We start from the raw sequence: 17,232 nt of genomic DNA, 5'->3' as shown, positions 1-17,232 counted from the left end.
AAAGACCCCCGCAAAAAAGATCGCCGCCAGGAAAGGCGCGCCACTGCCCTTCGAGATCCACGCCACCCGCGACCAGCCGCTGGGCATGCCGGTCGAGCGCTTCCTGCGCAACTACTGGCACAAGCACCCGCTGCTGATCCGCAACGCGTTTGCGGACTTCCAGTCCCCGCTGCAGCCCGAAGACCTGGCCGGCCTGGCCTGCGAAGACGGCGTGCTGGCACGCCTGATCAGCCACGACCGCGCCACCGACGACTGGAACGTGCGCACCGGCCCGTTCCAGGAAACCGACTTCCCCGGCCTGCCCGACCATGACTGGACCCTGCTGGTGCAGGACGTGGACAAGTGGGACGCCGACGTGCGCGCGCTACTGGAGCAGTTCCGCTTCCTGCCGCGCTGGCGCATCGACGACATCATGATCAGCTTCGCCGCCACCGGCGGCTCGGTCGGCGCGCATGTCGACCATTACGACGTGTTCCTGCTGCAGGGCCAGGGCCACCGCCGCTGGCAGATCGACGCACGCGCGCAGCAGGGCCGCAAGGCCGCGCCGCTGGCGTTCCGCGACGATGTCGAGCTCAAGCTGCTGCGCGACTTCAAGCCCACCCACGACTGGGTGCTGGGCCCGGGCGACATGCTGTACCTGCCGCCGCTGGTGCCGCACCACGGCGTGGCCGAAGACGCCTGCCTGACCTTCTCCATCGGCACCCGCGCGCCGTCCTCGGCCGAGCTGATCGGCGACTACCTGGACACCTTGATCGCCGATGCCGACGAGGCCGTGCGCTATCACGACGAAGACCTCAAGGTGCCGGCCGATCCGTACGAGATCGACGTCACCGCGATGAACCGCGTGGTCGAAGCGCTCAACGCGCTGCGCATGAACGACCCGGATCGCCTGGGCGACTGGTTCGGCCGCTTCATGACCACCTACCGCGCCTCCGGCGACGTGGTGCCGGCACCCGAACCGATCCCCCGCGAGGCGGTCGAGCAGGCGCTGGAAGAAGGCGTGCTGCTGCACCGTCACCCCTGGTCGCGGCTCGCCTGGCGGCGCGCCAAGCGTGGCGCCACCCTGTTCTGCAGCGGCCTGGAATTCGCGCTGTCGGCCAAGGACGCCGCACGGCTGGCAGCGGCCGAAGAGATCGACGGCGCACTGTATGCGCAGCTGTCCAACCGTGGCCGTGAGGTGGTGCTGGAGCTGCTGGCGCAGGGCCATTATCAGCGCGCCCACGAGGAGGCGGAGGACGATATCGAGGACATCGACGACGACCAGGCCCACGTCCTGAGCCTGTCGGCCGACCACGACGATGCCGACGCCGAGGCCGACACGCCGGACGCGGACGATGAGATCGACGCCGAAGCCGACGTCGAGCAGGTCGCCGACGCCGCGGACAGCCCAGCCCAGGCTGAGGAGGCCGAACAAGGCGAGGATGCCGACCAGGACGACAACAGCGGGCTGGCCGACGACAACGCGGCATCGGACGCTGGCGACGACGACGGGTCCGACCAGCGCGCATGAGTTCCCAGGCCGGGCCGCAGATCGTTTCGCTGGAGGCGGCGTCCGACGCCGCAGCCCTGCGTGCGCTGCGCCTGGCCTGCGGCACTGGCAGCACCGACGACAGCGCTGCCGACTGGGACGCCCTGGACCCGCTCAGTCTGCACCTGGCGCTGCGCAGCGAGGACGGCCAGTTGATCGGCTCGGTGCGGCTGACGGCAGATCGGCGCATCGACCGGCTCGGCGTGCTGCCGGGCTGGCGCCGCCGCGGCCTGGCCGACCGGTTGCTCGCAGCCGCCGTCGCCACCGCGCAACAACGCGGCTGGCCCGGCCTACAAACCCGTGTGAACACAGACGCCGAGGCCGTGTTCGCACGCCTGGGCTTCCTGCCGGACACCTCTTCCGACCTGCACCCGGCTAGCGCCGCAACGGCGGACGATCGTCCGGGCAGGCCGCTGCACCGCCGTCTCGACGGCCCGATGGCGGTGGACGACCTGCGCGCGGCCCTGGCCGCCACCACCGGCCTGCTGTGCGCCGCACGCCGCCAGGTGCTGATCTATACGCGGGCACTGGATCCGCCGCTGTTCGACAACCCCGCAGTGCTCGATGCGCTGCGCCTCTTCGCCACCGCCCGCCACGACAAGCGCGTGCAGGTGCTGGTGCAGGACACCGCCGCCGCGGGCGCCAACAGCAGCGCGATGCTGCGGCTGGCCCAGCGCCTGCCCAGCGTGTTCCGCTTCCGTGCGGTCAGCGATCCGGTCGATGCCAGCTACGCGTCGGCCTATGTGGTGGGCGATGACGCCTACTACTTTCGTCCAACAGGCCATCGCTTCGACGATGGCGAAACCTGGCTGTCGGGCGCGGCGCGCAGCCGCCAGCTGGAGCGCGAATTCGCGCAGATATGGGAGCGCAGCGCGCTTTGGAACGAACCGCGCGCACTCGGCATCTGAGACCGCAGCGCCCTTCGCACGTAGGCGCCAGGCGGTTGCACCTACCCGTCCGGTCAGCTGGCAGACGCCCCCTCACTAGCGCAAGGGGGTATAATTTTTCGAGATTTGAGACCGACCGACAGGGCATCTCGCCCCGCCGCTTCCGCACAATCATCCCCACAGCAGACCCGACTTACCATCGTGGATAATCTCCTAAAGCAGTTCGCACAGTCATCGCAGCTCGCCGGCGGCAACGCCGCCTATATCGAGGATCTGTACGAGCAGTACCTCGTCGCCCCGGACAGTGTTGACCCGAAGTGGAAGAGCTATTTCGATGGCTTCAAGGGTCGCGATGCCGGTGATGTACCGCACTCGGCGGCCATTGCCCACATCCTCACCGCCTCCAAGCAGGCTGCCAACGCCGGCACTGGCGCAGCGGCCAGTGACGAGCGCGAGCGCAACGTTGGTCGCCTGATCACCGCCTACCGTGCGCGTGGCCACCTCGGCGCGCAGCTCGATCCGCTCGGCCTGACCCCGCCGGTCAACCCGCCCGATCTGGACCTGCCGTTCCACAGCCTGTCGCAGGCGGATATGGACAGCGAGTTCAGCACCGGCGGCGTCGGTGGCCAGCCGCGCATGAAGCTGAAGGATCTGCTGGCCCGCCTGAAGGCGACCTACGCCAGCACCATCGGCGCAGAGTTCATGCACATCCAGGAATTCGACCAGCGCCAGTGGATCTACAAGCGCCTGGAAGATGCCGGTGGCAAGATCGCCGGCGACGCTGCCAGCCGCAAGCGCACGCTGGAGCGGCTCACCGCCGCCGAAGGCCTGGAGCGCTACCTGCACACCAAGTACGTCGGCCAGAAGCGCTTCTCGCTGGAAGGCGGCGACGCGCTGATTCCGATGATGGACGAGATCATTCGCCAGTCCGGCAACGATCAGGTCAAGGACATCGTGATCGGCATGGCCCACCGCGGCCGCCTCAACGTGCTGGTCAATACGCTGGGCAAGAACCCGCGCAAGCTGTTCGACGAGTTCGAAGGCAAGTTCGAGCACGCCCACGACGACCGCGCCCACACCGGCGACGTCAAGTACCACATGGGCTTCTCGGCCGACATCGCGGTCGGTGGCGACAAGCAGGTGCATCTGGCGCTGGCCTTCAACCCCTCGCACCTGGAAATCGTCGACCCGGTCGTGGTCGGCAGCGTGCGTTCGCGTCAGGAACGCTTCGGCGATGCCGAGCGCAAGACCGTACTGCCGATCCTGATCCACGGCGATGCCGCATTCGCCGGCCAGGGCGTGGTGATGGAACTGTTCCAGATGTCGCAGGCGCGCGGTTTCGCCGTCGGCGGCACCGTGCACATCGTGGTCAACAACCAGATCGGCTTCACCACCAGCGCCCGCGACGACGCCCGTTCCACGCTGTACTGCACCGACGTGGCCAAGATGATCGGCGCGCCGGTCTTCCACGTGAACGGCGACGACCCGGACGCGGTGATGTTCGTGTCCAAGCTGGCCTACGAATTCCGCCAGCAGTTCAAGAAGGACGTGGTCATCGACCTGGTCTGCTACCGCCGTTGGGGCCATAACGAGGCCGACGAACCGGCAGCGACCCAGCCGGTGATGTACCAGACCATCCGCAAGCACAAGACCACCCGCGAGCTGTACGCCGCCAAGCTGGAAAGCGACGGCGTGCTGAGCGCCGACGAGGCCAAGGCGCTGGTCGACGGTTACCGCAACAAGCTTGATTCGGGCGAGTACACCACCGAACTGGCGACGCGCAAGCCGGACGAATTCGCCATCGACTGGTCCAGGTATCTGGTCGGCACCGCTGCCGATCCGGTCAACACCCGCGTCAAGCGCGAGCAGTTGGACCGTCTGGCCAAGCTGATCACCACGATTCCGGAAGGCGTCGAGCTGCATGCGCGCGTCGGCAAGATCTACGACGACCGCGTCAAGATGGCGGCCGGTGAGCAGGCCGGTGACTGGGGCTTTGCCGAAAATCTGGCCTATGCCACCTTGCTGGCCGAAGGCCACAAGCTGCGCCTGGTCGGCCAGGACGCCGGTCGCGGCACGTTCTTCCACCGTCACGCGATCCTGCACGACCAGAAGACCGACAGCTACCACCTGCCGCTGCGCCAGCTGGTGCAGAACCCCGAAGACGCCACCATCATCGACTCGCTGCTCAGCGAAGAAGCGGTGATGGGCTTCGAATACGGTTACTCCACCACCGACCCGAATGCGCTGTGCATCTGGGAAGCGCAGTTCGGCGACTTCGCCAACGGCGCGCAGGTGGTGATCGACCAGTTCATCGCCGCTGGCGAAGCCAAGTGGGGCCGCATCGCGGGCCTGTCGCTGTTCCTGCCGCACGGCTATGAAGGCCAGGGCCCGGAGCACAGCTCCGCGCGTTTGGAGCGCTTCCTGCAGCTGTGCGCGCTGGAGAACATGCTGGTCTGCGTGCCGACCACGCCGGCGCAGTGCTTCCACATGATCCGCCGCCAGATGCGCATGACCACCCGCAAGCCGCTGGTGGTGATGACGCCCAAGTCGTTGCTGCGCCACAAGCTGGCGGTGTCGAGCCTTGAGGAATTGGCCGAGGGCGAGTTCCAGCATCTGATTCCCGACGCCAAGGCCGATGCCGGCAAGGTCAAGCGCGTGGTGCTGTGCTCGGGCAAGGTCTATTACGACCTGCTCGAAGACCAGACCAAGCGTGGCCAGGACGACGTCGCCATCCTGCGCGTGGAGCAGCTGTATCCGTTCCCGCGTGCGCAGCTGGCCGCCGAGCTCAAGGCCTATGCCAACGCCACCGACGTGGTGTGGTGCCAGGAAGAACCGCAGAACCAGGGTGCGTGGTACCAGATCCGCCACCATCTGAACTTCTGCCTGGCCAGCGGCCAGAGCCTGCATTACGCCGGCCGTGCCCGTTCGCCCTCGCCTGCCGCCGGCCACATGGCCGACCACATCGTCGAACAGCAGAAGCTGGTCGCCGATGCGCTACTCAATCCGTTCAACGACCAAGTCGCTGAATAACTCCTCTTCCCCAAAGAACGAAAACCCTAGGACGCTCCCCGAATGGCCACCGAAGTCAAAGTTCCGGTACTGCCCGAATCCGTTTCCGACGCCACCATCGCCAGCTGGCACAAGAAGGCCGGTGAAGCGGTCAAGCGCGACGAGAATCTGGTCGACCTGGAAACCGACAAGGTCGTGTTGGAAGTTCCTTCGCCGGTCGACGGCGTGCTGAAGGAAATCAAGTTCGAAGCCGGCAGCACCGTCACCAGCAACCAGATCCTGGCGATCATCGAAGAAGGCGCCGTGGCTGCCGCCGCACCGGCCGACGAGAAGAAGGCCGAGGCACCGGCTCCGGCCGCTGCTGCCCCGGCCGCCGCGCCGGCCCCGGCTGCTGCCGCTGCGCCTGCCGCTGCATCCAAGTCCGCTGCCGATGCGCTGCCGCCGGGTGCGCGTTTTTCCGCGATCACCCAGGGCGTGGATCCGGCGCAGGTCGAAGGTACCGGCCGTCGTGGCGCGGTGACCAAGGAAGACATCGTCAACTTCGCCAAAGCCGGCGGCGTGGGCAAGGCGTCTGGTGCCCGTCCGGAAGAGCGCGTGCCGATGACCCGCGTGCGCAAGACCATCGCCAAGCGCCTGATGGAGTCCAAGAACTCCACCGCGATGCTGACCACCTTCAACGAGGTCAACCTGGCCAAGGTCTCGGCCGCACGCAAGGAGCTGCAGGACGAGTTCCAGAAGGCGCACGGCATCAAGCTCGGTTTCATGAGCTTCTTCGTCAAGGCCGCCGCCAACGCGCTGCAGCGCTTCCCGCTGGTCAACGCCTCGATCGATGGCGACGACATCATCTATCACGGCTACAGCGACATCTCGATCGCGGTATCGACCGAGAAGGGCCTGGTCACGCCGGTGCTGCGTAACGTCGAGCGCCAGTCGTTCGCCGACGTGGAACAGGGGATTGCCGACTACGCCGCCAAGGCGCGCGCCGGCAAGCTGGGCCTGGACGATCTGCAGGGTGGCACCTTCACCATCACCAACGGCGGCACCTTCGGCTCGCTGCTGTCGACCCCGATCATCAACCCGCCGCAGAGCGCCATCCTGGGCATGCACGCGATCAAGGAACGCCCGATCGCCGAGAACGGCCAGGTCGTGATCGCTCCGATGATGTATCTGGCGCTGTCCTACGACCACCGCATCATCGACGGCAAGGACTCGGTGCAGTTCCTGGTCGACATCAAGAATCAGCTGGAAAACCCGGGCCGGATGTTGTTCGGTCTGTAAGAGCCGGGAATCGGGAATGGAGATTCGGGAATGGGACAAGCGCCCATCGACCGCTCCATTCCCGCCTGGACCTGGATGGGACGCAACAGCCGCACGCATGCGCTCTTGCGATTCTCCATTCCCTATTCCCCATTCCCGTGAGCAAATGAAATGAGCGAACAATTCGACGTCGTCGTCATCGGTGCCGGTCCGGCCGGTTATCACGCTGCGATTCGCGCGGCCCAGCTGGGCATGAAGGTCGCCTGCATCGACGCGGCTATCGGTAAGGATGGCAAGCCGGCGCTGGGCGGTACCTGCCTGCGCGTGGGCTGCATTCCGTCCAAGGCGCTGCTGGATTCCTCGCGCCAGTTCTGGAACATGGGCCACCTGTTCGGCGACCACGGCATCAGCTTCAACGACGCCAAGATGGACGTGCCCACCATGATCGGCCGCAAGGACAAGATCGTGAAGCAGTTCACCGGCGGCATCGCGATGCTGTTCAAGGCGAACAAGATCACCCCGTACTACGGCTTCGGCCAGCTGCTGCCGGGCAACATCGTCAAGGTCGCCCAGCACGAAGGCGGCGAGATCGAGCTCAAGGGCACCAACGTGATCCTGGCGCCGGGTTCCGAGTCGATCGAGCTGCCGTTTGCCAAGTTCGAAGGCGACACCATCGTCGACAACGTCGGCGGCCTGGATTTCACTGCCGTTCCCAAGCGTCTGGCAGTGATCGGCGCCGGCGTGATCGGCCTGGAGCTGGGCAGCGTGTGGAAGCGCCTGGGCGCCGAGGTCACCATCCTCGAAGCGCTGCCGGATTTCCTGGCGCTGGCCGATGCCGAAGTGGCCAAGACCGCGCTGAAGGAATTCAAGAAGCAGGGCCTGGACATCAAGCTCGGCGCCAAGGTCAGCAAGACCGAGATCACCGGCAGCGGCGATGCCAAGCAGGTGGTGGTCAGCTACACCGACGCCGCCGGCGAGCAGACCCTGACCGTGGACAAGTTGTTGGTGGCCGTGGGCCGCAAGGCCGCGACCAAGAACCTGCTGGCCGAGGGCACCGGCGTCAAGCTCAACGAGCGCGGCCAGATCGAGGTGGACGGCCATTGTCACACCGGCGTCGATGGCGTGTGGGCGATCGGTGACTGCGTGCGTGGCCCGATGCTGGCGCACAAGGGCTTCGAGGAAGGCATCGCGGTTGCCGAGCTGATCGCCGGCCTGCCTGGCCACGTCAACTTCGACACCATTCCGTGGGTTATCTACACCGAGCCGGAGATTGCCTGGGTCGGCAAGACCGAGCAGCAGTTGAAGGCCGAAGGCGTCGCCTACAAGGCCGGCAGCTTCCCGTTCGCGGCGATCGGCCGTGCCGTGGCCATGGGCGAGCCGGCCGGCTTCGTCAAGGTCATCGCCGATGCCGAAACCGACCGCGTGCTGGGCATGCACCTGGTTGGCGTGGGCGTGTCCGAGCTGGTGCACGAAGGTGTGCTGACGATGGAGTTCAACGGCTCGGCCGACGACCTGGCGCGCATCTGCCACGCCCACCCGACGCTGTCCGAAGCGATCCACGACGCCGCGATGGCGGTGAGCAAACGCGCGATTCATAAGGCTAACTGACCGGGATTGGTGGATTCGGGATTGGGGATTCGCAAGTGCGGCTCCCCGTCCCGGCCCTCTCCGGCAATGACATGGCGCCGGGTGAAAACCCGGCGTTATGTTTTTCAAGCCAGGCAAGAACTCGAACAGATCAGCGCGCCCCCTGCCGATGGCATCACCTGCAATCAGCGCAGTGCTGCCTCGCTTTTACCAATCCCCAATCCCAACTCCCGAATCCCATGAAAAGCATCTGCGTCTACTGCGGTTCCAATGCCGGCAACAAACCCGCCTATGCCGAGCGTGCCACTGCGCTGGGCCAGCGCATCGCCGAGCAGGGCCTGCGGCTGGTGTATGGCGGCGGCAACGTCGGGCTGATGGGCACCGTGGCCAATGCGGTGCTGGCGGCTGGTGGCGAGGTCACCGGGGTGATTCCGCAGCAGCTGGCCGATTGGGAAGTGGCGCACCGTGGGCTGACCACGCTGGAAATCGTCGGTTCGATGCATGAGCGCAAGATGCGCATGTTCGAGCTGTCCGATGCCTTCGTCGCCCTGCCCGGCGGCTTCGGCACCATGGAAGAGATCTTTGAGATGCTGACCTGGCGCCAGCTCGGCATCGGCAACAAGCCTTGCGCGTTCCTGGATATCGAAGGGTTTTACGCACCGCTGATCGGCATGATCGATCGCATGGTGGAAGAGCGCTTCCTGCATCCGGACCAGCGCAGCGACCTGTGGTACGGCGCCGATATCGAACAGATGCTTGAGTGGATGCAGCATTACACGCCGGCACAGGCTTCCAAGTGGATCGACGAGAAGCGCCGCTCCACCCTGGTGTGATGCGGGGCGACGCACGCTCCCTGCCCCATCGCAGGCCCGGCCCGGCGCCAGGCACGCGCCTCAGTAGGCACGCAGCGGCGCTGTAGTCATACGTCAGCTGCGTGAAAGTGCAGCGACGCACCGTGGCAATCTCTCACGTATGCGGCCATCGCTCCTGCGCGATGCCGCACCCAGCGGCGCCTGCCACGGCCCGAATCGTGCGTCACGTTGTTCGCTAGGTCGACAGAGCAACGACAGCGCCCTGACGCAACTGCCCGGGAGCTCGCGCGCTCATTGCACATCCGTCCAGACGCAACGCGCTGCCCAACCCCTGCCGATCTGCAAGCTTGCAACGGCAGTCACGATGGCTGCGGCGTCCGGCACGACCGGCTCGCATAGAATGGCGACGATGCTCGATACCCTCGCCGCTGACGCGCACCACAGCCTGGACATCAAGCACAGTCGCTTTCTGGCCAATGCTGCGGCACTGGACTCTCCCGCGCAGGCGCTGGAGATCGTGCAGCGCGTGTCCGTTGCCGATGCCACCCACAATTGCTGGGCCTATCGATACGGGCAGGACTACCGTTCCAGCGACGATGGCGAGCCCAGCGGCACCGCCGGGCGGCCGATTCTTGCGGCCATCGATGGGCAAGGCTACGACCGCGTGGTGGTGGTAGTCACACGTTGGTATGGCGGCATCAAGCTCGGTGCCGGTGGGCTGGTGCGTGCCTACGGCGGCGCCGCGGCCGAATGCCTGCGACTGGCAGCGCGACAGCCATTGGTTGCGTTGTCGCTGCTCGACCTGCAATGCCGGTTCGACGACCTGGGCCTGGTGCATGCTGCCCTGAGCGCCTTCCACGCCGACAAGCTGGACGAACGCTTCGACGCGCAGGGCGCGGCACTGCGCGTGCAACTGCCTGCCGATCAGCTGGCCGGCTTGAAAACGCGCTTGTGCGACGCCACTCGCAACCGTGTCCATCTCTCATCACCGGAAGCCGCATGAACCAGCCAGCCGCCGCCAGGCCCAACCCGTTGCGGAAGCTTGGCAGCCTGCGCACCTTGTGGCCGTTCGTGCAGCGCCAGCGTGGCCTGTTCGCCGCCTGGCTGATCGCACTGGCCATTTCCTCGGCCGCCACGTTGAGCCTGCCGGCGGCGGTCAAGCAGATGATCGACCATGGTTTCTCCGGCGGCTCGCAGATCAACCACGCCTTCGCGCTGCTGTTCGCGGTGGCGGTGGTGCTGGCGGTGGCAACGGCCGCGCGGTTTTATTTCGTCGCGTTGCTGGGCGAAAAAGTGGTGGCCGACCTGCGCGGCCGCCTGTATGCGCATCTAATCGGGCTGGACGCCGGCTTCCATGATCGCAGCCGCAGTGGCGAGCTGGTGTCGCGCTTGTCGGCCGACAGCGAGCTGCTGCGCGGGGTGATCGGCACCACCATGTCGGTGGCGTTGCGCAGCTCGGTGACGGTGATCGGCAGCATGGTGATGTTGTTCGTGACCAGCCCGCGGCTGGCCGGCTTCACCTTGATCGGCATTCCGCTGGCGGTGCTGCCGATCGTGCTGGGTGCACGCCGCCTGCAGAAGATCTCGCGCGCCAGCCAGGACCGCGTCGCCGATGCCAACACGCTGGCGGCCGAAACGCTGGGCGCGGTGCGCACCGTGCAGGCGCATGCGCGCGAGCGCTACGAGAGCCAGCGGTTCAGCCAGGCCCTGTTCGCCGCGATCGATACCGCACGGCTGCGTATCCGCACCCAGGCCACCGTGACGGCGGTGGCGATCATGCTGATCTTCGGCGCCATCGTCGGTGTGCTGTGGCTGGGCGCGCACGATGTGATCGCCGGACGCATGACCCCCGGCACGCTGGGACAGTTCGTGTTGTACGCGCTGATCGGCGGCGGCTCGGTCGGTGCCTTGGCCGAGGTCTGGAACGAGTTGCAGCGCGCGGCCGGCGGCATGGGCCGGGTCGGCGAATTGCTCGACGAGCAGCCGGCAATCGTCGCCCCGGCCACGCCGCAGCCCTTGCCGCAGCCACTGCGCGGCGCGATCCATTTCGATCAGGTGGTGTTCCATTATCCGCAGCGCCCCGATGCGCCGGCGCTGGATGGCTTCGACCTGCATGTCCATCCGGGCGAAACCGTGGCGCTGGTCGGACCCTCCGGCGCCGGCAAGAGCACGGTGCTGGCGATGTTGCTGCGCTTCCACGACCCGGTCAGCGGCAGGCTGCGTATCGACGAGGTGGACCTGCGCGATACCGACCCGGTACTGCTGCGCGAACGCATCGCCCTGGTGCCGCAGCAGCCCACGCTGTTTGCCGCCAGCGCCGCCGACAACATCCGCTATGGGCGCCTGGACGCCAGCGATGCGGAGGTGCAAGCCGCCGCCGCGGCCGCCGAGGCCGACAGTTTCATCCGCGCCCTGCCGCAGGGCTACGCCAGCGAACTCGGCGAACGCGGCACGCGCCTGTCCGGCGGCCAGCAGCAACGGGTGGCGATCGCGCGCGCCTTGCTCAAGGACGCGCCGATCCTGCTGCTGGACGAGGCCACCAGCGCGCTGGATGCGCAGAGCGAACGCGCCGTGCAGCAGGCGCTGGACCGGCTGATGGAAGGCCGCACCACGCTGGTCATCGCCCATCGCCTGGCCACCGTGCTCAAGGCCGACCGCATCGTGGTGATGGATGCCGGCCGCATCGTCGCGCAGGGCACGCACGCGCAGTTGATCGCCGAAGGCGGCCTGTACGCGGAGCTGGCGCGGCTGCAGTTCATCGATCAATGACGCCTGGGTGACACCGGCGTGTGCTGTCATACCGGCGTGTCCGCGGCAGCGGCCCGGGCCGATCCTGCGCCCCCACGCGCCCCACCTGACGACGTCACGCATGCCCCGCCCCAGAACCACCATTCGCCAGCTCAGTTATTTCGTCGCGCTCGCCGACACCGGCAGCTTCACCCGCGCCGCAGAGCAGATGGGCGTGTCGCAACCCTCGCTGTCGCAACAGATCCGTGCGCTGGAAACCATCGTCGGCGCCGCGCTGTTCGAACGCGGCGTGCCGGCCATCCTGACGCCGTTGGGGCGCGACCTGCTCGAACGCGCGCGCAGCATCCTGCTGGACGTCGCCGATCTGGAAGACGTCCGCGCCACCTCGGCCGATACCTTGATCGGCACCATCCGGCTGGGCGTATCGCCCACGCTGGGCGCCTATCTCATGCCGAGCTTGGTCGCGCGCCTGCACCGCGAACACCCGGCGCTGCGCGTGCACGTGCGCGAAGGCCTGCCGACCGCGCTCGCCAGCGGCCTGGCCAGCGGCGTGCACGACCTGATCCTGGCGCAATTGCCGGTGGCCGGGCGCGGCCTGCACAGCGAGCGGCTGTTCCGCGAACCCCTGCACGTGACCATGGCCGCCGATCACCCCTTGCGTGCCAAGACCTGCATCACGCCGGCCGATCTGCGCGGCGCCAACCTGCTCACCTTGATGCCCGAGTACCGCTTGGCCGAGCAGGTGGCGGCGATCGCCATGGACGTCGGTGCCAATGTGCTGCGCGATTACGAAGGCACCAGCCTGGATGCGATCCGCCAGATGGCCGGGATGGGCATGGGTCTTGCACTGCTGCCAAACCTGTATGTGCGCCAGGAAATCCGCGAGGGCGACGATGTCGTGGTCCGGCCGATCAAAGGCGGACGCTACTATAGGGAGATCGGGCTGTTGTGGCGGCAGGGCGCAGGACGCGCGCCGGCCTTCGGCCTGATCGCCGATCTTCTGCGTGCGGTGGCCGCATAGGAAAATCCTATGCGTCGAATAAGTGCTGCGGCCTTGTTCGCCAGCTGCAACTCGTCAATGCTTCATTGAACTCATCAACGGAAATCGAATGGCGGGCAAGCAGATCGGATGGCGGGAAGCGGGAGCCTGGCTGGCGGAAATCGTCGGGCCGGACATGCCCTATGTGCGCCTGGCCATGGTGTACGGAGTCGCGATCAGCCTGCTGTCGCTGGCCACGCCGATCTCGGTGCAGTTGCTGATCAACAGCGTGGCCAATACCGCACTGCCGGCGCCGCTGTGGACCCTGTCGAGCCTGCTGCTGGGCCTGTTGCTGCTGGTGGCCGGCCTGAGCGCGATGCGGGTGTGGGTCATGGCGATGTTCGAGCGCCGGCTGTTCGCACGCGTGGTGTCGGAAATCACCGTGCGTGCGGTGCATGCGCAGAATCCGTTCTTCGCCGATCAGAACCGCGGCGACATGTTCAACCGCTACTTCGATCTGGTGGTGGTGCAGAAGGCGGTGCCGAGCCTGGCCATCGGCGCCTTCACCATCGTGCTGCAATCGGCGGTCGGGCTGATACTCACCAGCTTCTACCACCCGTTCTTCCTGGGCTTCAACGCCTTGCTGCTGCTGGTCATCTTCGGCATCTGGATGATCTGGTCGCGCGGGTCGATCCGCACCGCGGTCGACCTGAGCCATGCCAAGCACGAGGCCGCGCGCTGGCTGGAAAGTGTCGGCGGCTCCAACGGCTTCTATAAATCCAGCCGTCACCTCAACTTCGCGATGGACCGCTCCGAGTCCGTCACCGCCGCCTATGTCGACCGGCATCGGCGCCACTTCCGTTACAGCTTCACCCAGACGGTGGCGTTCCTGCTGGTCTACGCGATCGCCAGCGCGGCGCTGCTGGCGCTGGGCGGCAACCTGATCCTGCGGGGCGAGTTGTCGATCGGCCAGCTGGTGGCGGCCGAGCTGATCCTCAGTGCTGTGTTCTACGGCATCTCGCAACTCGGTGCGTACCTGGACGCGTTCTACGACCTGGTGGCCAGCTCCGAGGAACTGTCGCTGCTGTTCGCCATCCCGCAGGAACGCGCGGTCGTGGCACCCGGCAAGACGCCCGGCAACAGCGCGGTGCGCCTGGACGGGGTGGTGATCGACGGCGCGCGTTTCGATTTTTCGCTGGCTGCCGGCGAGCAGCTGGTGACGATCGCCGATGGCGGCGCGGAGCGGCTGCTGGCGATGATCCTCAAGCGCCACGTGGTCCCCGATCGCGGGCTGGTGATGGTGGGCGGTGCGGACATGGCCACCTTCGACATGTATCTGCTGCGCTCGGAAGTGACGGTGCTCGACCGGCCGACCATTGTCGAAGTCACCATCCGCGAATATCTGGCGCTGGCGTCGGCCGATGTGAACTCCGAGGCGATGCTGGAGGCGATCGATGCAGTGGGCTTGCGCACCCGCATCGCCGCGCTGCCGCAGGGCCTGGACACGCGGCTGGCCGCCTCCGGCTACCCGCTGTGGATCGGTGAAGTGATGGCCTTGAAGCTGGCCAATGCGCTGCTGGTGCGCCCGCGCGTGCTGATGCTGTCGCAGCTGTACGACCTGATTCCCGCCGACCGCCTGGCCGGCGTGCTGCGGCGCCTGAAGGCGGCCGGCACAACCGTGCTGCTGTGCACCGGCCGGCCGGAAGACATCACCCTGGATGGCTGGTTCCACCTGCAGCCCGAGCGACAGCAGCGCTTTGCCACCCGCGCCGAACTGATCGCCTCCACGCAGAAGGCAAACGATGCAGCACGCTACTGATCGCAACGCGCACTTCCCCACCCTGGCGGCGATGCGCCCACCGAGCATCGCCAAGGCGCTGGCCTGGATGCTGCTGATCGGCATTGTCATTGCCAGTGCGATCCTGGCGCTGGCGCCGTGGGTGCAGACCGCCAGCGGCAAGGGCCAGGTGGTGGCGCTGGATCCGGGCGACCGTCAGCAGCAGGTCACCGCCTTCGTGCCCGGCCGGGTCGAGCGCTGGTATGTACACGACGGCCAGCATGTCTCGCGCGGCGATCCGATCGCGCGTGTCGGCGACCTGGACCCGGATCTGCTCGCCCGCCTGGCCAGTGAACGGGCGCAGGTGCAGGCGGAAATCACCGCGATCCAGCAATCGCGCGCGGTTGCCAGCATCGATGTGGCGCGCAGCAGGCAATTGCTCGCCGAGGGGCTGGCCGGCCGCCGCGACTTCGAACTAACCCAGATCAAGGTCGCCGAGGCCGATGCCAAGCTGGCCGAATCGCGCGCCAAGCTGACCCGCATCGACATCCAGTTGAACCGCCAGTCGGCGCAGCTGGTGCGCGCACCGCGCGATGGCCGCGTGCAGCAGCTCAACGCCGCCAGCGGCAGCGCGATGGTCTCGCCCGGCACGGTGCTGGCGGTGATCGCACCGGAGCGGGTGGAGCGCGCGGTCGAGCTGTTTATCGACGGCCGCGACGTGCCGCTGATCCGCCCCGGCCGCCCGGTGCGGCTGGAGTTCGAAGGCTGGCCGGCGATCCAGTTCAGCGGCTGGCCGTCGGTGGCGCACGGCATGTTCGATGGCCGCGTGCGCGCCATCGACCCCAATGCCGCGCCCGATGGCCTGTTCCGCATCCTGGTCGAACCGCAGCCGGGCAAGCCGGCCTGGCCGGCGCAGGAATTCGCCCGCCAGGGCGGCAAGGTGCGCGGCTGGGTGCAGGGCGAAACGGTAAAGGTGGGCTACGAACTGTGGCGCCAGCTCAACAATTTCCCGTTGGAGTTCGGCCGCCGTCCGGCAGCGACGACGACGCAGGATGAGGGCAAGGCCAAGGCGACGCCCAAGGCCGAAGACGACGAGACCGGCAAGAAATGATCCGCCGTCTTGTCGTCCTGCTGATCGCGCTCGCACCGGGCGTGGTCGCCGCCCAGACCACCCCGCTGACGCTGGATGAAGTGCTGCGCTCCTCTGCCCGCTCTTCCCCGCAGATCGTCGAAGCGCTGGCCAAGGTCCGCCAGGCCGAGGGCAAGGGCATCTCGGCCGATGGTGCGTTCGATACCGTGTTCGATCTCGACGGCCGTTCGCGCGAGGCCGGCTACTACGACGGCAGCACGATCGAAAGCACCGTCAAGCGTCCCTTCGACGACAACGGCGGCTATTACTACGGCGGTTATCGTTCCTCGCGCGGTGCGTTCCCGGTCTACGAAGACAAGTCCTACACCGACCGCGGCGGCGAAGTGAAAGTCGGCGCGCTGTATGCGCTGCTGCGCGACCGGGTGGTCGACGAGCGCCGCACCCGCCGCAGCGTTGCCGGTGGCGATATCGATGTCGCCCAGTACGAAGCGCAAATGGTCGCCATCGGCGTGCAACGCCGCGCGGTGGATGCCTACCAGAGCTGGGTTGCGGCCGGCCTGAAGCTGCGCGCGTACAACGAGCTGCTGCAGCTGGCCGAGCAGCGCCGCAATGCAATTTCGCGGCAGGTGACGCTGGGCGCGCGGCCCACCATCCTGCTGACCGAGAACGACCAGAACCTGGTCCGCCGGCGTGCCCTGGTGGTGCGTTCGGAGCAGGACTTCGCCAACGCCGCCAATGCCTTGTCGCTGTACCTGCGCGACGATGCCGGCATGCCGTTGATCGTCTCCACCGAACGCCTGCCGGCCGATACGTCGGCGCTGGAAGGTCTGGCCGGTGCCAGCAGGATCACCGCACCGGTGGAGCGCCCCGATTACCGTGCGGTGCTGACCCGGATCGACCAGGCCACCGCGCGGCTGATGCTGGCGCAGAACGATCTCAAACCACGCCTGGATGTCAGCTTCGAGGTCAGCAAGGACCTTGGGGCGCCCGGTGTGGGCGGCCCGAACCGCTCGCCGACCGATGCGATCATCGGCTTCCGCTTCAGCGTGCCGCTGGAAAACCGCACCGCCAAGGGCAAGGTCGCCGAAGCACGCGCCGAGATCGAGGCGCTGGATCAGCGCAGCCGCTACCTGCGCGACCAGATCACCGTGGAGGTCGAGTCGATCGTCATCTCGCTCACCGCTGCCGAGCGGCTGGCCAAGATCGCCGACGAAGAACGCAGCCTGGCCGACCGCCTGGCCGTGGCCGAGCGCCGCCGCTTCGAACTGGGGTCGGGCGATTTCTTCCTGGTCAATCAGCGCGAGGAGACCGCCAACGACGCCCGCGTGCGCCTGATCGATGCGCAGGCGCGGATTGCCTCGGCGCGTGCCGAGCTGGCAGCGGCAACGGCCGACCGGGACGCATTGCAGCTGAGCCGTTGAGCAGGCTGCTGGCCGGCTCGCCAAACGGTGCCGCAGTGCGCAATGACGCCCGGGTAACACCTGCCTGCGCATGCTCGCCTGCACCGGCCCGGCGCCGGGCGTGCGGTCCCTGGCGGCTCGCACTGCGACCCTGAAAT

General features: G+C 67.1%; 12 protein-coding genes. All 12 read left to right on the top strand.

Features of this window, described 5'->3' with window-relative positions; translation table 11 throughout:
* The first annotated feature begins 19 nt into the window (after positions 1-19).
* The 12 genes from ABQY74_RS07960 (at position 20) to ABQY74_RS07905 (ending at position 17,095) form a co-directional block, all read left to right on the top strand.
* A complete protein-coding gene (locus ABQY74_RS07960) occupies positions 20-1,510 on the top strand; it encodes a cupin domain-containing protein (RefSeq protein ID WP_349793837.1) in 1,491 nt (496 codons plus the stop codon).
* Entirely contained in the window at positions 1,507-2,436 is a 930-nt protein-coding gene (locus ABQY74_RS07955) for a GNAT family N-acetyltransferase (RefSeq protein ID WP_349793746.1), read from the top strand. The genes ABQY74_RS07960 and ABQY74_RS07955 overlap by 4 nt, the downstream gene beginning before the upstream one ends.
* Before the next feature lie 105 nt (positions 2,437-2,541).
* A complete protein-coding gene (locus ABQY74_RS07950) occupies positions 2,542-5,445 on the top strand; it encodes a 2-oxoglutarate dehydrogenase E1 component (RefSeq protein ID WP_349793748.1) in 2,904 nt (967 codons plus the stop codon).
* A gap of 42 nt (positions 5,446-5,487) precedes the next feature.
* A complete protein-coding gene (gene sucB / locus ABQY74_RS07945; RefSeq protein ID WP_039520473.1) occupies positions 5,488-6,702 on the top strand; it encodes a dihydrolipoyllysine-residue succinyltransferase in 1,215 nt (404 codons plus the stop codon).
* A gap of 150 nt (positions 6,703-6,852) precedes the next feature.
* Complete coding sequence (gene lpdA, locus ABQY74_RS07940) at positions 6,853-8,289, top strand: dihydrolipoyl dehydrogenase (protein WP_039528099.1); 1,437 nt, start codon at positions 6,853-6,855, stop codon at positions 8,287-8,289.
* A 218-nt stretch (positions 8,290-8,507) separates the two neighbouring features.
* Positions 8,508-9,101, top strand: coding sequence for a TIGR00730 family Rossman fold protein (locus tag ABQY74_RS07935; RefSeq protein ID WP_016901548.1), 594 nt, complete (start codon positions 8,508-8,510; stop codon positions 9,099-9,101).
* A 379-nt stretch (positions 9,102-9,480) separates the two neighbouring features.
* A complete protein-coding gene (locus ABQY74_RS07930) occupies positions 9,481-10,083 on the top strand; it encodes a YigZ family protein (protein WP_039528102.1) in 603 nt (200 codons plus the stop codon).
* Entirely contained in the window at positions 10,080-11,849 is a 1,770-nt protein-coding gene (locus ABQY74_RS07925) for an ABC transporter transmembrane domain-containing protein (protein ID WP_039520466.1), read from the top strand. Before ABQY74_RS07930 ends, ABQY74_RS07925 begins: the two co-directional genes overlap by 4 nt.
* A 100-nt stretch (positions 11,850-11,949) precedes the next feature.
* The gene (locus tag ABQY74_RS07920; protein ID WP_349793751.1) at positions 11,950-12,849 is read left to right on the top strand and encodes a hydrogen peroxide-inducible genes activator; all 900 of its coding nucleotides are present in this window, start codon (positions 11,950-11,952) and stop codon (positions 12,847-12,849) included.
* An 88-nt stretch (positions 12,850-12,937) separates the two neighbouring features.
* Positions 12,938-14,626, top strand: coding sequence for an ABC transporter ATP-binding protein (locus tag ABQY74_RS07915; protein ID WP_349793753.1), 1,689 nt, complete (start codon positions 12,938-12,940; stop codon positions 14,624-14,626).
* Positions 14,610-15,695 (top strand): HlyD family secretion protein, encoded by a 1,086-nt coding sequence (locus tag ABQY74_RS07910; protein ID WP_127158384.1) that lies wholly within the window; start codon positions 14,610-14,612, stop codon positions 15,693-15,695. Before ABQY74_RS07915 ends, ABQY74_RS07910 begins: the two co-directional genes overlap by 17 nt.
* Positions 15,692-17,095: a TolC family protein gene (locus tag ABQY74_RS07905; RefSeq protein WP_126968371.1), complete on the top strand. Its 1,404-nt coding sequence runs from the start codon at positions 15,692-15,694 to the stop codon at positions 17,093-17,095. Before ABQY74_RS07910 ends, ABQY74_RS07905 begins: the two co-directional genes overlap by 4 nt.
* The last annotated feature ends 137 nt before the right edge of the window (positions 17,096-17,232 follow it).

It is taken from the genome of Xanthomonas sp. WHRI 7064 (assembly GCF_040202355.2).
GTDB lineage: Bacteria > Pseudomonadota > Gammaproteobacteria > Xanthomonadales > Xanthomonadaceae > Xanthomonas > Xanthomonas arboricola.
Note: the sequence above shows the minus strand (reverse complement) of the source record. Positions and strands in the feature narration are given on the sequence as shown.